The organism is Mycobacterium sp. TH-M116, from assembly GCF_057473685.1.
In genome coordinates this window covers 15,323-30,770 of the sequence record NZ_JBYCLC010000061.1, presented here as the reverse complement: position 1 = coordinate 30,770, position 15,448 = coordinate 15,323, and the positions used below count along the sequence as shown (strand labels likewise).

16 protein-coding genes are annotated in these 15,448 nt (G+C 71.3%); 5 read left to right on the top strand and 11 right to left on the bottom strand.

Features of this window, described 5'->3' with window-relative positions:
- Positions 1-7: 7 nt before the first annotated feature.
- Together AC2VOK_RS03050 and AC2VOK_RS03045 are read right to left on the bottom strand one after the other, a co-directional pair.
- The gene (locus AC2VOK_RS03050) at positions 8-1,198 is read right to left on the bottom strand and encodes a CoA transferase (protein ID WP_428899190.1); all 1,191 of its coding nucleotides are present in this window, start codon (positions 1,196-1,198) and stop codon (positions 8-10) included.
- Positions 1,199-1,273: 75 nt separating this feature from the next.
- On the bottom strand, positions 1,274-2,203 hold the full coding sequence (locus AC2VOK_RS03045) for a class I SAM-dependent methyltransferase (RefSeq protein WP_428899167.1): 930 nt from the start codon (positions 2,201-2,203) through the stop codon (positions 1,274-1,276).
- A 196-nt stretch (positions 2,204-2,399) separates the two neighbouring features.
- Between AC2VOK_RS03045 and AC2VOK_RS03040 the strand changes: the two genes are divergently transcribed.
- Positions 2,400-3,083 carry a cation efflux transmembrane domain-containing protein gene (locus tag AC2VOK_RS03040; RefSeq protein ID WP_428899166.1) on the top strand — a complete coding sequence of 228 codons (684 nt, stop codon included), beginning with the start codon at positions 2,400-2,402 and terminating at the stop codon, positions 3,081-3,083.
- A gap of 109 nt (positions 3,084-3,192) precedes the next feature.
- Here the strand turns inward: AC2VOK_RS03040 and ctpC are convergent, their stop codons facing one another.
- The 4 genes from ctpC to AC2VOK_RS03020 all read right to left on the bottom strand — a co-directional run bounded on the left by ctpC (position 3,193) and on the right by AC2VOK_RS03020 (position 8,002).
- Positions 3,193-5,367 (bottom strand): manganese-exporting P-type ATPase CtpC, encoded by a 2,175-nt coding sequence (gene ctpC / locus AC2VOK_RS03035; RefSeq protein WP_428899165.1) that lies wholly within the window; start codon positions 5,365-5,367, stop codon positions 3,193-3,195.
- Positions 5,368-5,376: 9 nt separating this feature from the next.
- Positions 5,377-5,655, bottom strand: a complete 279-nt coding sequence (locus tag AC2VOK_RS03030) for a DUF1490 family protein (RefSeq protein ID WP_421530040.1) — start codon at positions 5,653-5,655, stop codon at positions 5,377-5,379.
- Positions 5,656-5,765: 110 nt separating this feature from the next.
- Entirely contained in the window at positions 5,766-6,524 is a 759-nt protein-coding gene (locus AC2VOK_RS03025; protein ID WP_428899164.1) for a TIGR03089 family protein, read from the bottom strand.
- A 2-nt stretch (positions 6,525-6,526) separates the two neighbouring features.
- Positions 6,527-8,002 carry an LCP family protein gene (locus tag AC2VOK_RS03020; RefSeq protein ID WP_428899163.1) on the bottom strand — a complete coding sequence of 492 codons (1,476 nt, stop codon included), beginning with the start codon at positions 8,000-8,002 and terminating at the stop codon, positions 6,527-6,529.
- A gap of 109 nt (positions 8,003-8,111) precedes the next feature.
- Here AC2VOK_RS03020 and rfbD point away from each other — a divergent pair, with 109 nt between their 5' ends.
- From rfbD to manB, 3 genes are read left to right on the top strand one after another with little or no spacing between them, the layout of a single operon-like run.
- Positions 8,112-9,053 carry a dTDP-4-dehydrorhamnose reductase gene (gene rfbD / locus AC2VOK_RS03015; RefSeq protein WP_428899162.1) on the top strand — a complete coding sequence of 314 codons (942 nt, stop codon included), beginning with the start codon at positions 8,112-8,114 and terminating at the stop codon, positions 9,051-9,053.
- 10 nt (positions 9,054-9,063) lie between these two features.
- The gene (locus AC2VOK_RS03010) at positions 9,064-9,936 is read left to right on the top strand and encodes a glycosyltransferase family 2 protein (protein ID WP_428899189.1); all 873 of its coding nucleotides are present in this window, start codon (positions 9,064-9,066) and stop codon (positions 9,934-9,936) included.
- Between the two features lie 2 nt (positions 9,937-9,938).
- On the top strand, positions 9,939-11,015 hold the full coding sequence (manB, locus tag AC2VOK_RS03005) for a mannose-1-phosphate guanylyltransferase (protein ID WP_428899161.1): 1,077 nt from the start codon (positions 9,939-9,941) through the stop codon (positions 11,013-11,015).
- Here manB and AC2VOK_RS03000 read toward each other — a convergent pair.
- From AC2VOK_RS03000 to cofD, 4 genes are read right to left on the bottom strand one after another with little or no spacing between them, the layout of a single operon-like run.
- A complete protein-coding gene (locus tag AC2VOK_RS03000) occupies positions 10,997-11,569 on the bottom strand; it encodes an NUDIX hydrolase (RefSeq protein WP_428899160.1) in 573 nt (190 codons plus the stop codon). The genes manB and AC2VOK_RS03000 overlap by 19 nt on opposite strands.
- On the bottom strand, positions 11,566-11,706 hold the full coding sequence (locus AC2VOK_RS02995) for a hypothetical protein (protein ID WP_428899159.1): 141 nt from the start codon (positions 11,704-11,706) through the stop codon (positions 11,566-11,568). Before AC2VOK_RS02995 ends, AC2VOK_RS03000 begins: the two co-directional genes overlap by 4 nt.
- A gap of 5 nt (positions 11,707-11,711) precedes the next feature.
- Positions 11,712-13,082, bottom strand: coding sequence for a coenzyme F420-0:L-glutamate ligase (locus AC2VOK_RS02990; RefSeq protein WP_428899158.1), 1,371 nt, complete (start codon positions 13,080-13,082; stop codon positions 11,712-11,714).
- A complete protein-coding gene (cofD, locus tag AC2VOK_RS02985) occupies positions 13,079-14,083 on the bottom strand; it encodes a 2-phospho-L-lactate transferase (RefSeq protein ID WP_428899157.1) in 1,005 nt (334 codons plus the stop codon). The genes AC2VOK_RS02990 and cofD overlap by 4 nt, the downstream gene beginning before the upstream one ends.
- 453 nt (positions 14,084-14,536) lie before the next feature.
- On the opposite strand from cofD, the gene AC2VOK_RS02980 reads away from it, so the two are divergent.
- The gene (locus AC2VOK_RS02980) at positions 14,537-14,887 is read left to right on the top strand and encodes a WhiB family transcriptional regulator (RefSeq protein WP_421529757.1); all 351 of its coding nucleotides are present in this window, start codon (positions 14,537-14,539) and stop codon (positions 14,885-14,887) included.
- A gap of 35 nt (positions 14,888-14,922) precedes the next feature.
- Here the strand turns inward: AC2VOK_RS02980 and AC2VOK_RS02975 are convergent, their stop codons facing one another.
- Positions 14,923-15,345, bottom strand: a complete 423-nt coding sequence (locus AC2VOK_RS02975) for a metallopeptidase family protein (protein WP_428899188.1) — start codon at positions 15,343-15,345, stop codon at positions 14,923-14,925.
- Positions 15,346-15,448 lie beyond the last annotated feature (103 nt).

Genomic DNA, 15,448 nt, shown 5'->3' with positions numbered 1-15,448 from the left:
CCACTGCTCACGACGCGGAGTCCGGCGCAGCAAGGAACTCGTCGTTGTGCGCGCCGACCGCCGGCGGGGGCTCGGCGGTCGCGGCGTCGAAGCTGGAGTAGCGGGCCGGGGTGCGCACCACCGTGACGGTGTCTTCGCCGGTGCCGACCCGCAGTGCGAGCTCGTTCTCCGCGAACAGCGGGGTGTCCACGACCTGTTTCCAGGTGTGCGCGTGGCAGGCCATCAGGCCGCCCTTCTGAAGCAACTCGACCCATTCGGCCGCTGTCCTGGCGGCAAGTGCCGCTTCGAGTTCCTCGGTCAGCTCGGGGTAGTGCAGGGCCCGCGCCCGCTGGTCGATGAACCGTTCGTCCTCGAGCAGGTCGGGCCGGCCGATCAGCTCGCACAGCTTGGCCCAGTGCTTGGGTACGTATGCGCTGATCACCAGGTATCCGTCGGCGGCCCGGAACGCGTCCGATGGCTGGGTCGCGAAGCCAACCCCCTTGCGCCGCTTGGGTTTCGGCGACGAACCTGCGGGCCTGGCGCTCGGCGTGTTCAGGTGGACCGTGAGCTGGCCGGCCTGCAGGCCGACCGCGACGTCATACATGGCGACCCGCACGACGTCGGCCACACCGTGGCGTTCGCGGTGCAGCAGCGCGGCCAGTACCGCCTGGGCCAGCACGTGCCCGCTGGCGGCGTCGACGAGCTGGAACGGGATGATCTGCGGTTTGCCGGTGGGCGTGGGCATCCCGGTGGTCATGCCCGACTCGGCGGCGACGATGAGGTCAACCCCCGGCCGGGCGCTGTGCGGGCCGTTGCCGCCGTAGGCCGAAAGCCGGGCGTAGACCAGTCTGGGGTTGCGCGAACGCAACTCGTCGGGCCCCAGGCCCATGCGTTCCATCACGCCGGGGCGAAACCCCTCCAGCACGACGTCGGCGGTCTCGGCCAGGCGCAGCACCTGCTGCCTGCCCTCGTCGGTGGCCAGGTCCAGCGCCACCGACTTCTTGCCGCGGTTGTGCGGCAGGAACAGTGTGGCCAGCGGCGGCCGCCCGGGCAGCACTGCGGTGATGTGACGGGCCGCCTCGCCGGCGGGCGCCTCGATCTTGACGACCTCGGCGCCCAGGTCGGCCAGCACCTGCCCGGCCAGGGGACCGGCGATGTTCTGGGTGAAATCGAGCACCCGATAGCCGTCGAGGGGCTTGGGGGCGTCGCTGTCCGGCATGGGGCTGTCCGGCATGGGGCTGTCCGGCATGGGTCTGTCCGGCATGGGTCTGTCCGGCATGGGGCGTGCCTTCCTTCAGGATGCTTTCCGCAACACGGCGGTGCAGTAGTAGTTGCGGGCGAACGGCGCCTGGTCGCTGTCCTCGGCGCCGTCGGTCGGCTGCAGCGGCAGCCCGTGCTCGCTCAGCAACCGGTTCAGCGGCGTACGCACCGGCTGCCAGCCGCGGTCCTCGAGGTAGGCCGCCGCGTCGTTGCGCTCGCCGGGGAAGCCCAGGTCGTCGAGCGCGGTGTCCAGGCCGTGCTCCTGCCACCGGGCGGAGGCGGCGTTGAGCGCCCGCGCGTTGACGCCGGAGTTCAGGAACACCTCGGCGACCAGCCGACTGCCGTCGGCGCTGAGTTCGGTGATGTTGTCCAGCAACCGGTCCTGCGCATCGGGCGGCAGGAAGCCGAGCAGGCCCTCGGCCGCCCAGGCCACTGGTGCGGCGGTGTCGAAACCGGCCGCCAGCAGTGCGGCCGGCCAGTCGTGGCGCAGGTCGATCGGGACGGGCCGCATCTCGGCGGTGGGGTTGGCGCCCAGTTGCGCGATGGTGACGCTCTTGAAGTCGAGCACCTGGGGCTGGTCGATCTCGAACACCGTGGTGCCCGCCGCCCACGGCAGCCGGTAGGCGCGCGCGTCGAGGCCCGACGCCAGCAGGACGACCTGGCGAACGCCCGCGCTGGCCGCTTCGGCGAAGAAGGTGTCGATGTAGCGGGTGCGCGCGGCCAGCATGTCGGTCATGCGCTGCATGCCCCAGGCCGCGCCGGGGACGTCGACGTCGGCGGAGTCGAGGTCGCCGGCGGCCCAGCGGGTGAAGAACTCCACGCCGACCGCCCGCACCAGCGGCTCGGCGAACGGGTCGTCGATCAGCTTGTCGCGGGTTGCTCGGGCCCGTCCCGCCGCGACCATGGTGGCGGTGGCTCCCACGCTGGTCGCCAGGTCCCACGTGTCGTTCTCGGTACGCGCCATTCGTCACAACCCTTCTTCGATGTACTGGGACCCCCACTGGTTGGACAGCGTAACGAGGAACCCTGTGGCAGGGTCCGTGGCTTGATGCCGCCTGAACGCGGTGACCAAATGCCCCCGCTGGTGGTGACAACGCGTGCTCGTCCCCCCGGGTGTCGTGGTGCCCGGGCCCGGCGTGCCGGCTCTACCATCGGGTGTAATGACCTCTTCCCCTTCCACCTCTTCGCCTCCCAGCTCTTGCCCTCCCAGCGCCCGAACGCGTCGAAGCGCCGCGGAGCGGGATGCGGCCTGGCAGGCCGGCGCCCGCCGGGCGCGGCGGCTGGCCTGGGTCAGCCTCACCGTGCTGCTCGTCGAGGGCGCCATCGGGCTGTGGCAGGGCCTGGCGGTCGGGTCCATCGCACTGACCGGTTGGGCGCTCGGCGGCGGCGGGGAGGCGCTGGCCAGCGCGATGGTGGTGTGGCGCTTCAGCGGCGCCCGCACTCTGTCCGAGACCGCCGAGTCGCGCGCGCGGCGCGGCGTGGCGGTCTCCTTCTGGCTGACCGCCCCCTACATCGCCGCCGAGTCCGTGCGCGACCTCACCGACGGCCACCACGCCGAGACCTCGGTGATCGGCATCGGGCTGACAGTGGTCGCGCTGCTGCTGATGCCGGTCCTGGGCCGGGCCAACCAGCGGCTGGGTGCCCGGCTGGGCTCGGAGGCCACCGAAGGTGAGGGTATTCAGAACTACCTGTGCGCTGTGCAGGCCGCCGGGGTGCTGGCCGGACTGGCCCTCACCGCCGTCTGGCCGGACGGCTGGTGGATCGATCCCGCTGTCGGGCTCGCGGTCGCCGCCATCGCGGTGTGGCAGGGAGTGCGGGCCTGGCGCGGCCACGACTGCTGTTGATCAGCACAGCCGGACATTGAGTGTGAGTCCGCGGCTTTGAGCGTGAATGCATGGCGTGCCCGCCCGGCGTGTCGGCGCCGTGGATTCACCCTCGATGCAGCCAGAGCCACTAGTCGAGCCGGTAGCGGATCAGTCGGGAGCTGTTGGCCACCACCGCCACCGACGAGGCGTTGTGCAGGATCGCGGCCAGCACGGGCGACAGCGCGCCGCCGGCCCCGACGGCCAGCCCGACGGCGTTGACCGCGATCGACATGCCGTAGTTCTGGCGGATCACGTCGACCGCCCGGGCGCCCAGCTCGCGCACGTCGAGCAGGCGGGTCAGGTCGTCGTTGGCCAGCGCCACGTCGGCGGTCTCGACGGCGACATCGGTACCGGCCAGGCCCATGGCGATCCCGATGTCGGCGGCGGCCAGCGCGGGCGCGTCGTTGACGCCGTCGCCGACCATGCCGACGACGAAACCCTCGGCCTGCAGGGCGCGCACCACCTCCAGCTTGTCCTCCGGCATCACCTCGGCGCGCCACTCGTCGATCCCCAGTTCGCCGGCGACGACCTCGGCGATGTCGGGGTGGTCGCCGGTGAGCATGACGACCCGGCGGACGCCGTTGGCGCGCAGCTTGGTCAGCACTTCGGCGGCCTCGGGCCGCACTTCGTCACGCAGGCTGACCAGCCCGACCAGCGTGCCGTCCACGGCGAGCAGCAGCGGTGTCTCGGCCTGGCGGCGCAGCCTGTTCACCCACTCGGTGGCCTTCTTGGACACCCGCACCTTTTCGGCGCGCAACAGCGACGGGCTGCCCAGCAGCAGGGTGCGGCCGTCGGCACGCGTCCGCATGCCCAACCCCACGAGCACCTCGCACTCCTCATGCGGCGGGATGCTGATGCGGCGTTCCGCGGTGGAGCGGATCACCGCCTCGGCCAACGGGTGCCGGGAGTGGATCTCCGAGCTGGCCGCGTACGCCAAGACCTGCTCGGGTTCCCAATCGGAGTGCATCGCAACGATATTGGTGACCACCGGACGCCCGACGGTCAGCGTACCGGTCTTGTCGAACACGATCGCGTCGACGCGGCCGGCCTGCTCGAGGTGAGAGCCGCCCTTGATCAGGATGCCGCGGCGCGCGCCGTTGCCGATCGCCGCGCTGATCGCGGTCGGGGTGGACAGCCCGACCGCGCAGGGGCAGGCGATCAGGAGCATGGTCATCGCGCGCCGGACGTCGCCGGTGACCAGCAAGGTGAGGGCGGAGACGATGAACGAAGCGGGAACGAAGCGGCGGGAGAATTTCTCCCCGACGGTCTGGATCGGGGCGCGGTCGTGCTGTGCCTCCTCGACGCGGGCGATGATGCGCCCGATCGCGGTCTCGTTGCCGACGGCCTCCGCGCGCACCACCAGGCGCCCGCGGACCACGACCGAGCCCGCGTGCACGTGCGCGCCGGCTGTGATGCTGACCGGCAGGTTCTCCCCGGTGATCGCCGACTGGTTGACGATGGCCTCACCCTCGACGACCTCGCCGTCCACCGGGATCGCGACCTGGTCGTGCACGACCACCTCGTCGCCGATCTGCACGGTGTCGATCGCCACTTGCACCTCGGCCCCGTCGCTCATGCGGATCCACGCGGTGTCCTGGGTGCCGCGCAGCAGTTCGGAGATGGCCCGCCGGGTCCGGCGCAGGGTCAGGTCCTGCAGGTATTCGCCGATGTTGAGCAGCCACAGCACGGTGAGCGCGACCACGTTCTCGCCGAGCAGCAGGCTGGCCACGGTCGCCACCGACACCAGCGTGTCGGTGCCGGCTTTCCCGGACCGCAGCGAGCGCAGTGCGCCGCGCAGGAACGGGTAGCCGGTGAAGATGGCCACACCGCCGGCCACCAGCTGGCCGCTCGGCCCGAGCAGCGGCGGTCGCGCGAACACGTAGCGGCGCAGCCCGAGCAGGGCCAGCGCCGCGCCGCCGATGACCATCCGCAGCACGTCGGCGTTGCGGATCTCGGCCGAATGCGGTGCGCGCGCCGGGATCAGCTCGGCGGCGACGTGTGCGGCCTCGCCGATCGCCGCCAGCAGCGCGGAGCGCTCGGCGCGTCGCGGCGAGTACCAGACGACGACGGATCCGGTGCGCGGATAGGCGTGCACGGCGCGCACGCCGTGGCACGTGGCGACGGCCTCCTCGACCGCGACTGCGCGCCGGGAGTCGCCGCGAACCCAGTCGACCCTGACCCGCATGCGTCCGGCCGCGTCCGAGATCACCGTCAGCGCAGACTCGTCGGTGGTTGCGCTCTCTTCAACGATCGCGAGGGCCATGTCGACCGATCAGTGGTCGTGGTCGTGGGCGTCACCTACGGCAGGCGTGGGCGCCTCCTCGCCGATGCGCCCACGGGCTTCGGCCATCACGTCGGACATCTTCAGCCGCGCCGATTCCGCGGCCTCCTCGGCCTTGCGGGTGCCGCGCAGGCCCAGTTCGGCCGCCGAGACCGCGGCCTGGTGCAGCGGCGCCTTTTTCGCGGCCCGCACCACCAGGTCATAGGCAGCCGCCCCGACGACGCCGGTCGCCAACCAGGCGACGCCTCTGCCGAACATTCCGTACGCCATCTTCCACACCCTCCTGGTGAATCGCTACCGAGCAAGACCCTGCCGACGTTAACATCAGAATATTGCGATATCAATATGTATTGTCTGAAGTCCGGGTCCGGATCCCGCAGTCACAGCACGCGGGTGATCTTCTCGGTCTCGATCCTTCGCTGTCGCGCCGCGGGATCGGCCTGGGTCCCGGCTGGTGCGGCCACCTGCACCAGCGACGCGCCGACGGCCAGGACTGCCAGCAGGTTGTCGACGAGTTCGTCCGGTCCGGTCCACGACGCGCTGGAAAGAACTCGATCAGCCGACGTCAAACCCCTTGCCGCCGAGGATCTTTCGCAGTCCGCCAGAATCTCGCCGACCGAGCGGCCGGCGAGCGCGGGACCCGGGTGGCGCTCGGGGACGATCTGGTCGCCATGCACGCGCACCGCGGTGGCGTAGTCGGTGACGCCGATCGGCAGGTCGGGGGCGGGCCGGCCGAACGGGTCCAGCGACAGCACCGCGACCTCACCGCCTGATGCCGCCGCGCTCACGGCGGAGTCGGCCTCGTCGAGGCGTTCGATGGTGCACAACGCCATGTCCGTATGCGGGTCCGCCGCGCCTTCCAGCACGACCTCGGCGCCGATCCACCACACGCCGAACAGCACCGCGGCGGTTTGCCAGTGCGCCGGCAGCAGGACCGCGACCCGGCTGCCCGGCCCGGCGCCCAGCTCGTCGCGCAGCAGGTTGCCGGTCTTGGCGGCCCAGTTGGCCAGGGTCGCCGCGGACAACTCGATGCGCTCGCCGTCGGCCCGGACGCCATCGTCGTAGTAGGTGATGCGTGGTCCGACCGGGTCGTCCCGCAGCATCGGCTCGAGGATGGCCCCCGAAAGGGTTGCAGGCATGCTCAATTGATGCAGTCCGGCTTGTCGGAGGCTGCGGTCAGGATGGGCGAGGGCGCTGGGACGTCCGGGTCGGTCGACCCGCCGGCGTTGGACACCTGGGCGGCCGCCACCTGGCTGTTCACGCCGCCGCTCAGCCCGGAGCCCGGGCCGCTGTAATCGCCGGACAGCACCACCCGGACGGTGCCCGGGGCTATCGACGCGTCGGCGACCACCGGAAGGCCGCCCAGTTGCCGAGCGACCGCCTGGGCTCCGACGTCGTCGCTCTTGGCCGCCCGCACCTGGCTGCCCTTGACGTGCCCGCCCGTGTTGTTGCCGACCGAGCCGGTGGTGAATCCCTTGGCGCTCAACACGTCCGACACCGCCGCGGCGAGGCCGTTGATGTCGGTGTCGTTGACCACGCTGGCCGTCGTCTTGGCCGGGCTGTAGGTCAGCTCGTCGGTCTTGCCCTCGTCCTGGTTGTGCAACAGGCCGGCGACCCAGTCCTGCACCTGGTGCGGGTCCACCCGCACCACGCTCTGCATGCCGTCGTCGCTCCAGCCGGCGCCGTCGAGCACCGGGATGGTGGCGAACGCCACGTTGCCGCCGGCCAGTTTCTGCATCTGCTGCACGAAGTCCATCACGTCCCAGCCCGAGGACAACACCACCGAGCGCTGGACGGCGGCCTCCAGGCGCCGCAGCGTGGTGGGGCTCGACAGCGTCTTGCCGGAGATGACCCGGTGTGCGAGCGACGCCATGACGGCCTGCTGACGCACGACGCGGTCCAGGTCGCCGCGCGGCAGCTCGTGGCGCTGGCGAACGAAGCTGAGCGCCTCCGGGCCGGACAGGCGCTGCTGGCCGGCGGGGAAGTCTGCGCCCGAGAGCGGCTCGAAGACGGGCTCGTTGAGGCAGACATCCACGCCGCCGAGGGCGTCGGTGATCAAGGCGAAACCGAGCAGTCCGATCTCGGCGTAGTGGTCGACGGTGACCCCGGTGAGGTCGGCGACGGTCTTGATCAGCGCCTCCCGGCCGGCCTCGGTGCCCTGGGCCGCCGCGTGCTCGGCGGAGTCGCCTGCCTGGACCAGGTTGGCACGCCTGGTCTCCCGGGTCTGGCCGTAGACGCCGTTGATCTTCGTCTTGCCCAGGCCCGGGGCGGCGACGTAGGAGTCGCGCGGAATCGATATCGCGGTCGCCGACTTCCCGGTGTTGGGGATCCGGATGAGGATGATGGTGTCGGTGTTGGTCGCCTCCTCGTCGCCGGCCCGCAATGTCTCGAGCTCCTCGGCCGACAGGGGGTTGCCGTGAGCGTCGGTGCGGCTGTCCAGGCCCACCAGCAGGATGTCGATCGCGCCGTCGTCGCCGCCGTTGCCCAGCGAGGCGGCCGACATGTGGAAGATGCCGTCTTGGAAAGACCGCACATTGGTCCACGCGATCCCGGTGCCGAGAACGACCAGGACCGTCAGCGCGGTGGCAGCCACACGAACCACACGTTGCACTCCCATCCCTCTAGGTTACTTGCGACACAGCTGCTTCGCGGGTAGCGGGCGCCCGCGTGCCTCCGGCGTGACCCGGGCGTGACCCGCGCGTTTCGGGGCGTGCCACACTCGTGCCATGTCGGGCAGGATTGTGATCAGCGGGGCGGGGGGGCAACTGGGCAGCACCGTGGCGGCGTTGGCGGCCGACCAGGGCCGCCGGATGCGGGCGTACACGTCATCGCAGTGGGACATCACCGACCCGGCGGCGGCCGAAGATTTCATCGGCGGCGGCGACATCGTGCTCAACTGCGCGGCGTACACCGACGTCGACGGCGCCGAGAGCGACCAGGCCCGTGCCCACGCGGTCAACGCCACCGGTCCCGAGCACCTGGCCAAGGCCTGCGCGCGGGCCGGCGCCCGGCTGATCCACGTCTCCACCGACTACGTATTCGGTGGCGGGGCCGTGGGTGGCGGGGCCGTGGGTGGCGGGGCCGGCGTCCCGGCCTCCCGCCCCTACGAGCCCGGCGACCCCACCGCGGCGGCAGGCGTGTACGGCCGCACCAAACTCGCCGGCGAACACGCGGTGCTCGCGGTCCTGCCGGACGCCCGGCAAGGCGTCGTCGTGCGCACCTCCTGGGTCTACACCGGTGGCACCGGCAAGGACTTCGTCGCCGTCATGCGCCGGCTGGCCGCCGGGGACGGTCCCGTCGACGTGGTCGACGACCAGACCGGCTCGCCGACCTACGTCGGGGACCTGGCCGCCGCGCTGCTGCAGATCGCCGACGACGGCGTGCCCGGCCCGGTCCTGCACGCCGCCAACGAGGGAGCGGTGTCCCGGTTCGGGCAGGCCCGGGCCGTATTCGAGCAGTGCGGCGCCGACCCGTCGCGGGTGCGCCCGGTCAGCACCGCGCAGTTTCCGCGGCCGGCGCCGCGGCCGGTCTATTCCGCGCTCGGCGCCGAGCAGTCCCGGGCGGCGGGCCTGCGGCCGCTGCGACCCTGGCGCGAGGCGCTGATCGCGGCGCTGTCGGCGGCCGGCGTCGCCGCGGGCGACCGACCGTTACCCTCGACGCGTGACTGACGTCGTGCCCGTGGTCACGGTGACCTATTCGCCGGGCCCGCACCTGGAGCGCTTCCTGGCGTCGTTGGCGCTGGCCACCGAGCGTCCCGTCGAAGTCCTGCTGGCCGACAACGGGTCGGTCGACGGGACGCCACAGGCGGCGCTCGAGCGCTACCCGAACGCGCGGCTGATCGAGACGGGGGCCAACCTCGGGTACGGCAGCGCGGTCAACCTCGCCGTCGACCGGCTGGGGGAGAACGGGGCGGCCGACGACTGGGTGATCGTGGCCAACCCGGACGTGCAGTGGGGTCCGGGCAGCATCGACGCACTGCTCGATGCCGCCAACCGGTGGCCACGGGCGGGCGCGCTGGGCCCACTGATCCGGGATCCCGACGGGTCGGTGTACCCGTCGGCACGTCATCTGCCCAGCCTGGTCCGCGGCGGGATGCACGCCGTGGTGGGACCCTTCTGGAAGCGCAACCCCTGGACGGCGGCCTACCGCCAGGACCGGCTCGAGCCCAGCGAGCGGCCGGTGGGCTGGCTGTCGGGGTCGTGTCTGCTGCTGCGCCGGTCGGCGTTTCGTCAGGTCGGGGGGTTCGACGAGCGCTACTTCATGTACATGGAGGACGTCGACCTCGGGGACCGCCTGGGCCGGGCCGGCTGGTGCAGCGTCTACGTGCCCTCGGCCGAGGTGCTCCACCACCGGGGCCACTCCACCGGGCACGACCCGGCGCGCCACCTGAGCGCTCATCACAAGAGCACCTACATCTTCCTGGCCGACCGGCATCCCGGATGGTGGCAGGCGCCGCTGCGCTGGACGCTGCGCGGGTCGCTGGAGGTGCGCGCCCGCCTGATGGTGCGCAACTCCCTGCGCCGCAGAAGACGTGACCTGGAAAGGCGCTAGAGGTGGCACAACGCTCGGTTGACGCGGTGATCCTGGTGGGCGGCAAGGGCACTCGGCTGCGGCCGCTGACCCTGTCGGCGCCCAAGCCGATGCTGCCGACCGCCGGGCTGCCCTTCCTCACCCATCTGCTGTCGCGGATCGCCGCGGCCGGGATCGAGCACGTGATCCTGGGCACGTCGTACCGGGCCGAGGTGTTCGAGGCCGAGTTCGGCGACGGGTCCAAGCTGGGCCTGCAGATCGAGTACGTGGCCGAGTCGAACCCGCTGGGGACCGGCGGCGGGATCGCCAACGTCGCGCCGAGGCTGCGCCACGACACCGTGATGGTGTTCAACGGCGACGTGCTGTCCGGCGCCGACCTGGGCGAGCTGCTCGAGTTCCACCACACCAAGCAGGCCGACGTCACGCTGCACCTGGTGCGGGTCGGTGACCCGCGGGCGTTCGGGTGTGTGCCCACCGACGAGGATGACCGCGTCGCGGCGTTCCTGGAGAAGACGGAGGACCCACCCACCGACCAGATCAACGCAGGCTGCTACGTCTTCCGGCGTGAGGTGATCGACCGTATTCCCCGTGGCCGCGAGGTGTCGGTGGAACGTGAGGTGTTCCCGGCATTGCTCGACGACGACCTCAAGGTCTGCGGTTACGTCGACGCCACCTACTGGCGCGACATGGGCACTCCGGAGGACTTCGTGCGCGGGTCGGCGGATCTGGTGCGCGGCATCGCCCCGTCGCCGGCGCTGCACGGCCACCGCGGCGAGCAGTTGGTGCACGACGGCGCTGCGGTGTCGCCCGGCGCCGTACTCATCGGCGGCACGGTCGTCGGGAGAGGCGCCGAGATCGGCCCGGGGGTGCGGCTGGACGGCGCGGTGATCTTCGACGGCGTCAAGGTCGAGGCAGGAAGCGTGATCGAACGGTCGATCGTCGGCTTCGGGGTGCGCATCGGTCCGCGGGCGCTGATCCGCGACGGGGTGATCGGCGACGGCGCCGACATCGGCGCGCGCTGCGAGCTGCTGCGCGGTGCCCGAGTGTGGCCCGGCGTGGCCATTCCCGACGGCGGGATCCGCTACTCCTCGGACGTGTGAGTCTCGGCCTGGCGGCCCAGCGCTCGAGCCACCAAGTAGGCCAGCGCGTGATCGGTGCCCTCGGGTAGCTCTCCGGCCGGGAACCACCGAAGGTCCAGCGATTCCTCGCTGATGGCGATCTGCGCGCCGGGCGGCGCGTGCGCCACGAACTGCAGGTCGAGGTGTCGGGTCGGCACACCCAACGAGCAGGTGACCGGGTGGACGTGCACGGCGGCCAGCTCCGGCTCGATGCGCAGGCCGGCGATGCCGGATTCCTCAGTGGCCTCTCGCAGTGCCGCGGCGACGACGTCGGGGTCTCCGTCTTTCCCCTCGTCGCAGTGCCCGCCCATCTGCACCCAGCGGCGCAGTCGGTGGTGCAGTGTCAGCAGCACCCGGCCGCCGGTGTCGTCGAGTACCAGCGCCGACGCGGTCACGTGGCCGGGCTCGCAGTCGCGGCGGCAGGCGTCGGGGCGCGCGTGCAGGAAGGCCAGGACGGCGTGCCGCAGCGAATCCTGGGCCGGGTCGGGCGCGGCCCAGTCGGCGAGCACCGAGATCGCCGAGTCGCGAACGCTCACCTCGACACCCGCCTCCTCCGCCGATCGCGCAGCGCCGACCACGGCGCGCGGGCCGCCGACCGCGCCACCGCTTCCGCCACGGGGTAGCCGCCGCCAACGTCGTCGACCGCCGCCGGCTTGTCCGCGAACCCGGTCATCGGGGTCATTTCCTGATCAGCAGGTCCGCGACCGGGCCCGGCTCGCGCGGGGAGGCAGGCTGCTCGGCGTAGCCGATCGCGACCGCGCCCAGCGGCTCCCAGTCGCCGGGCAGGTCGAGCTCGGCGCGGACCAGGCCGGGGGCGAAGATCGTGGAGCCGATCCAGCAGCTGCCCAGGCCCCGCACCGCCAGCGCCACCAGCAGAGCCTGCACGGCCGCCCCGGCCGCGACCGTGAACATGGTGTGCTCGGCGTCGGTGCGGGCGGCGTCGGGATAGGTGTGGGCGCCGTCGGGAACCAGGAACGGGATGACGACTTCCGGTGCGTCGTAGAGGATCTGGCCGCGCGCCACCCGACGCTCTATGGCGTCGGCGGGCCTGCCGTCACGGGCGAGGTCGGTGCGCCAGCGGTCCTTCATCCGGTCCAGCAGCCGCAGCCGGATGGCCGGGGCACACAGCCACACGAACCGCACCGGCCGCGTGTGGTGGGGGGCGGGCGCGGTGAGGGCCTCGGCGACGGCGGACTCGACGAGGTCGGGCGGCACCGCCCGATCGTCGAATCGGCGCACCGACCGGCGCACCAGCTGGGCCTGCCGGCGGCCCATGTCGAGGGCCTCGGCGGTACCCAGCCAGAACAGATCTTCGGTGCCCGGCCGCAGCAGCCGCCGGGCTGTCGAGCCGTCGTCGGTGACGTGCAGGCCGCGCACGACGGCCACCGGCATCGCGGTCAGTTTGCCTTTGACCAGGTCGGCGGCGGCCGCGATCTCGTCGGCGACCGCGACCTCAGTGACCACCAGCTCGTTGCCGTGCCGGTCGACTGCCCCCGAATAGTTGTGCAGCACGGCCAGGCCGGCGGCGCCGATCGCCGCGTCGGTCTGGCCGTTGCGCCAGGCCCGCCCCATCGTGTCGGTGATGACCACCGCGACATCGACGCCCAGGCCCCGCCGCAGCCCCGCGCGCAGGGCCGCCGCGCTGGCGTCGGGGTCGATGGGCAGCAGCGCCAGCTCGTTGCGGCCGACATTGGATCCGTCCACGCCTGCGGCGGCCTGGACCAGGCCCAGCCGGCTCTCGGTGATCAGGGTGCGGCCCTTGCGCGCCAGCACGCGCACCGCTTCGTCATTGACCAGCCGGCGCCGCAGTCGGTCCCGCTCCTCGGCGTCCTGCGGTGCCGCCACCAGCCGACCCTCACACTTGGACACCGCCTTGCTGGTCACCACCACGACGTCGCCATCGCGCAACCAGGGTGCGGCCGTGGCGACGGCCGCGGTCAGGTCGTCGCCGGGCCGGAACTCGGGGAGCCCGGTCACCGGAAGGATCTCGACCGCCGCCGCGGTGCCGTGCTCGCCGGACCGGGGCGCTGTCGAGCCCGGGCCGGTCACGTGCTGACGCCCGCGAGGTCGAGCCCGGCGGCGACCATGTCGGCCGTGGCCTGTGGGTCGGTCATCAACAGCGGAGCCGAACGCACCGTCACGCCCTCGATGTCGGCCTTGAAGTCGGCCACGTCACCCTCGTGCACCAGCCAGCCGTCCAGGATCCCGGTGCCCGAACGCGCCCCGTAGTGGCGGCCGACGGCCTCCGCGGTGGATTCGACCCCCAGCACGGACAGGCAGGTATCGGCCATGCCGCGCAGCGGCTTTCCGCCGATGATCGGCGAGTAGCCGACGACCGGGGCGGTGGCGGCGCGCAGCGCACCCCGGATGCCGGGGACCGCCAGGATGGCGCCGACGCTGACCACCGGGTTGGACGGAGCCAGCAGGATGACGTCGGCTTCGGTGATGGCCGCCACGGCTTCATCTGTGGCGCTGGCCTTTTCGGCGCCGACGAACGCGAAGCTGTGCGTGGGCACCTGGGCCCGGTAGCGCACCCACCACTCCTGGAAGTGGATTGCGCGCCGGCTCTCGTCGGCCGGGTCGGTGATCACGACGTGAGTCTCGCACCGGTCGTTGCTGGCCGGCAGCAGCCGAGCGCCCGGTTGCCAGCGATCGCACAGCGCCGTGGTGATCTGCGTCAGTGGGTAGCCGGCGTTGAGCATCTGGGTGCGCACCAAATGGGTGCCCAGGTCGCGGTCGCCCAGCATGAACCAGTCCGGCTGCACGCCGTAGCGTGCCAATTCCTCTTTGGCGTGCCAGGTTTCGTCGCGGTGACCCCACCCGCGCTCCGGGTCCACACCACCGCCTAAGGTGTACATGCAGGTGTCCAGATCCGGGCACACGCGCACCCCGTGGATCCAGGCGTCGTCGCCGATGTTGACGACTGCGGTCAGTTCGTGGTCGGCCGCCGACTCCCCCTGCGCCTCGGAACGGCCCAGCCCCAGCAGCTGCCGGGCCCCCAGCAGAAAGCGAGCGCCGCCGACCCCGCCGACCAGAACGGTGAGCTTCACTTGATCTTCACAGGGCACGACAGTACCGGCCGTCCACGGCACGGTTGCGGGCCCTCATGGGCCCACGTGGCGGGCCCATGAGGGCCTCCGGGAACCGGAGTTCGGAAACGGTTGCGACAGTTGTGATCGACACGCCGAGAGCCCAAGGCAACAGAAACGCCGAAATTTCGTCACGAGATGATATGGAAACGCCGTCCAACGCTTGACCGGGCACATCAACCCGTGTCTAATCACAACAGTGTCATTTCCCGGTTGGCCGGCCGTTCCCGGTGTCGCAGACCGAGATTCGATCACTTGTTCGAATGTTCGAATTGTCTGTACATCAGGACACTCTGTACATCAGAACAGTCTGTACATCAGAACAGTGGGAAACCTTCACCCTTATCGATCACGTTAAGGTCAATCAGCCTGAGGAGGCGGAAACGCATGTCCTACGAACACCTTCGGGGCGTTATGGCAAGCACACCGCACACCACGTTCGGTTCGGCTCCGGCGGTTCTCGTGCGGCCACACCTGACTGTGGTTCCTGATGCTCCGGTTTCCGATGCGCCGATCGCATTCGAAACCGAGTCCGTGCCGCTGACGCCGGACCAATGGCAGGACCGGGCGCTGTGTGCGCAGACCGATCCCGAGGCGTTCTTCCCCGAGAAGGGGGGCTCCACCCGTGAGGCCAAGAAGATCTGCCTGGGCTGCGAGGTGCGTAGCGAGTGCCTCGACTACGCGCTGGCGCACGACGAGCGTTTCGGTATCTGGGGCGGTCTCTCCGAACGGGAGCGTCGCCGCCTCAAGCGCGGCGTCATCTGAAGCGCAGTGCAATTCGCGGCCAGCGCAATTCGCGGTCAGCCGTCATCGATCATGGGGTCGATGACCGAGGGCTCGACGTCAAGATAGACGGCCACCTGAGCCACCAGGATCTCGTGCAGCAACTCGGTGAGTTCGACGGTGTCTTTTGCCCGTCGCTCGATCGGCTTGCGGAACAACACAATTCGTGCCCGTGTGGCGTTGCCCCGGACGTCCACCCCGGCCGGGATCAAGCGGGCCAGTGCGATCGGGCCGTCGGCGACGACTTCGGGCGGCCACTGCACGCTCTGCGGATCCTTGGCCGCGATGCGGGGGATTTCGTCGACGGCGACGTCGAGGTCGGTCAGCCGGTCCTGCCAGCGCCGTTCGATGGGCTCGTAGGTTTCCAGGACCGTCATGTCGAACCGCTCGGCCCGGCTGCGCCACCCCGGCACCGTCGGCGGCAGCAGCGGCCCGCGCATGTCCCGGCCCCGCCGAGAGGCCCGGGTTGCACCGGCCCGGTTCCTCGACCGGTCGTTGCGGCCGAAGCTGCGCGGGTCGCCGCGGGAATCACTCATCGGGCAG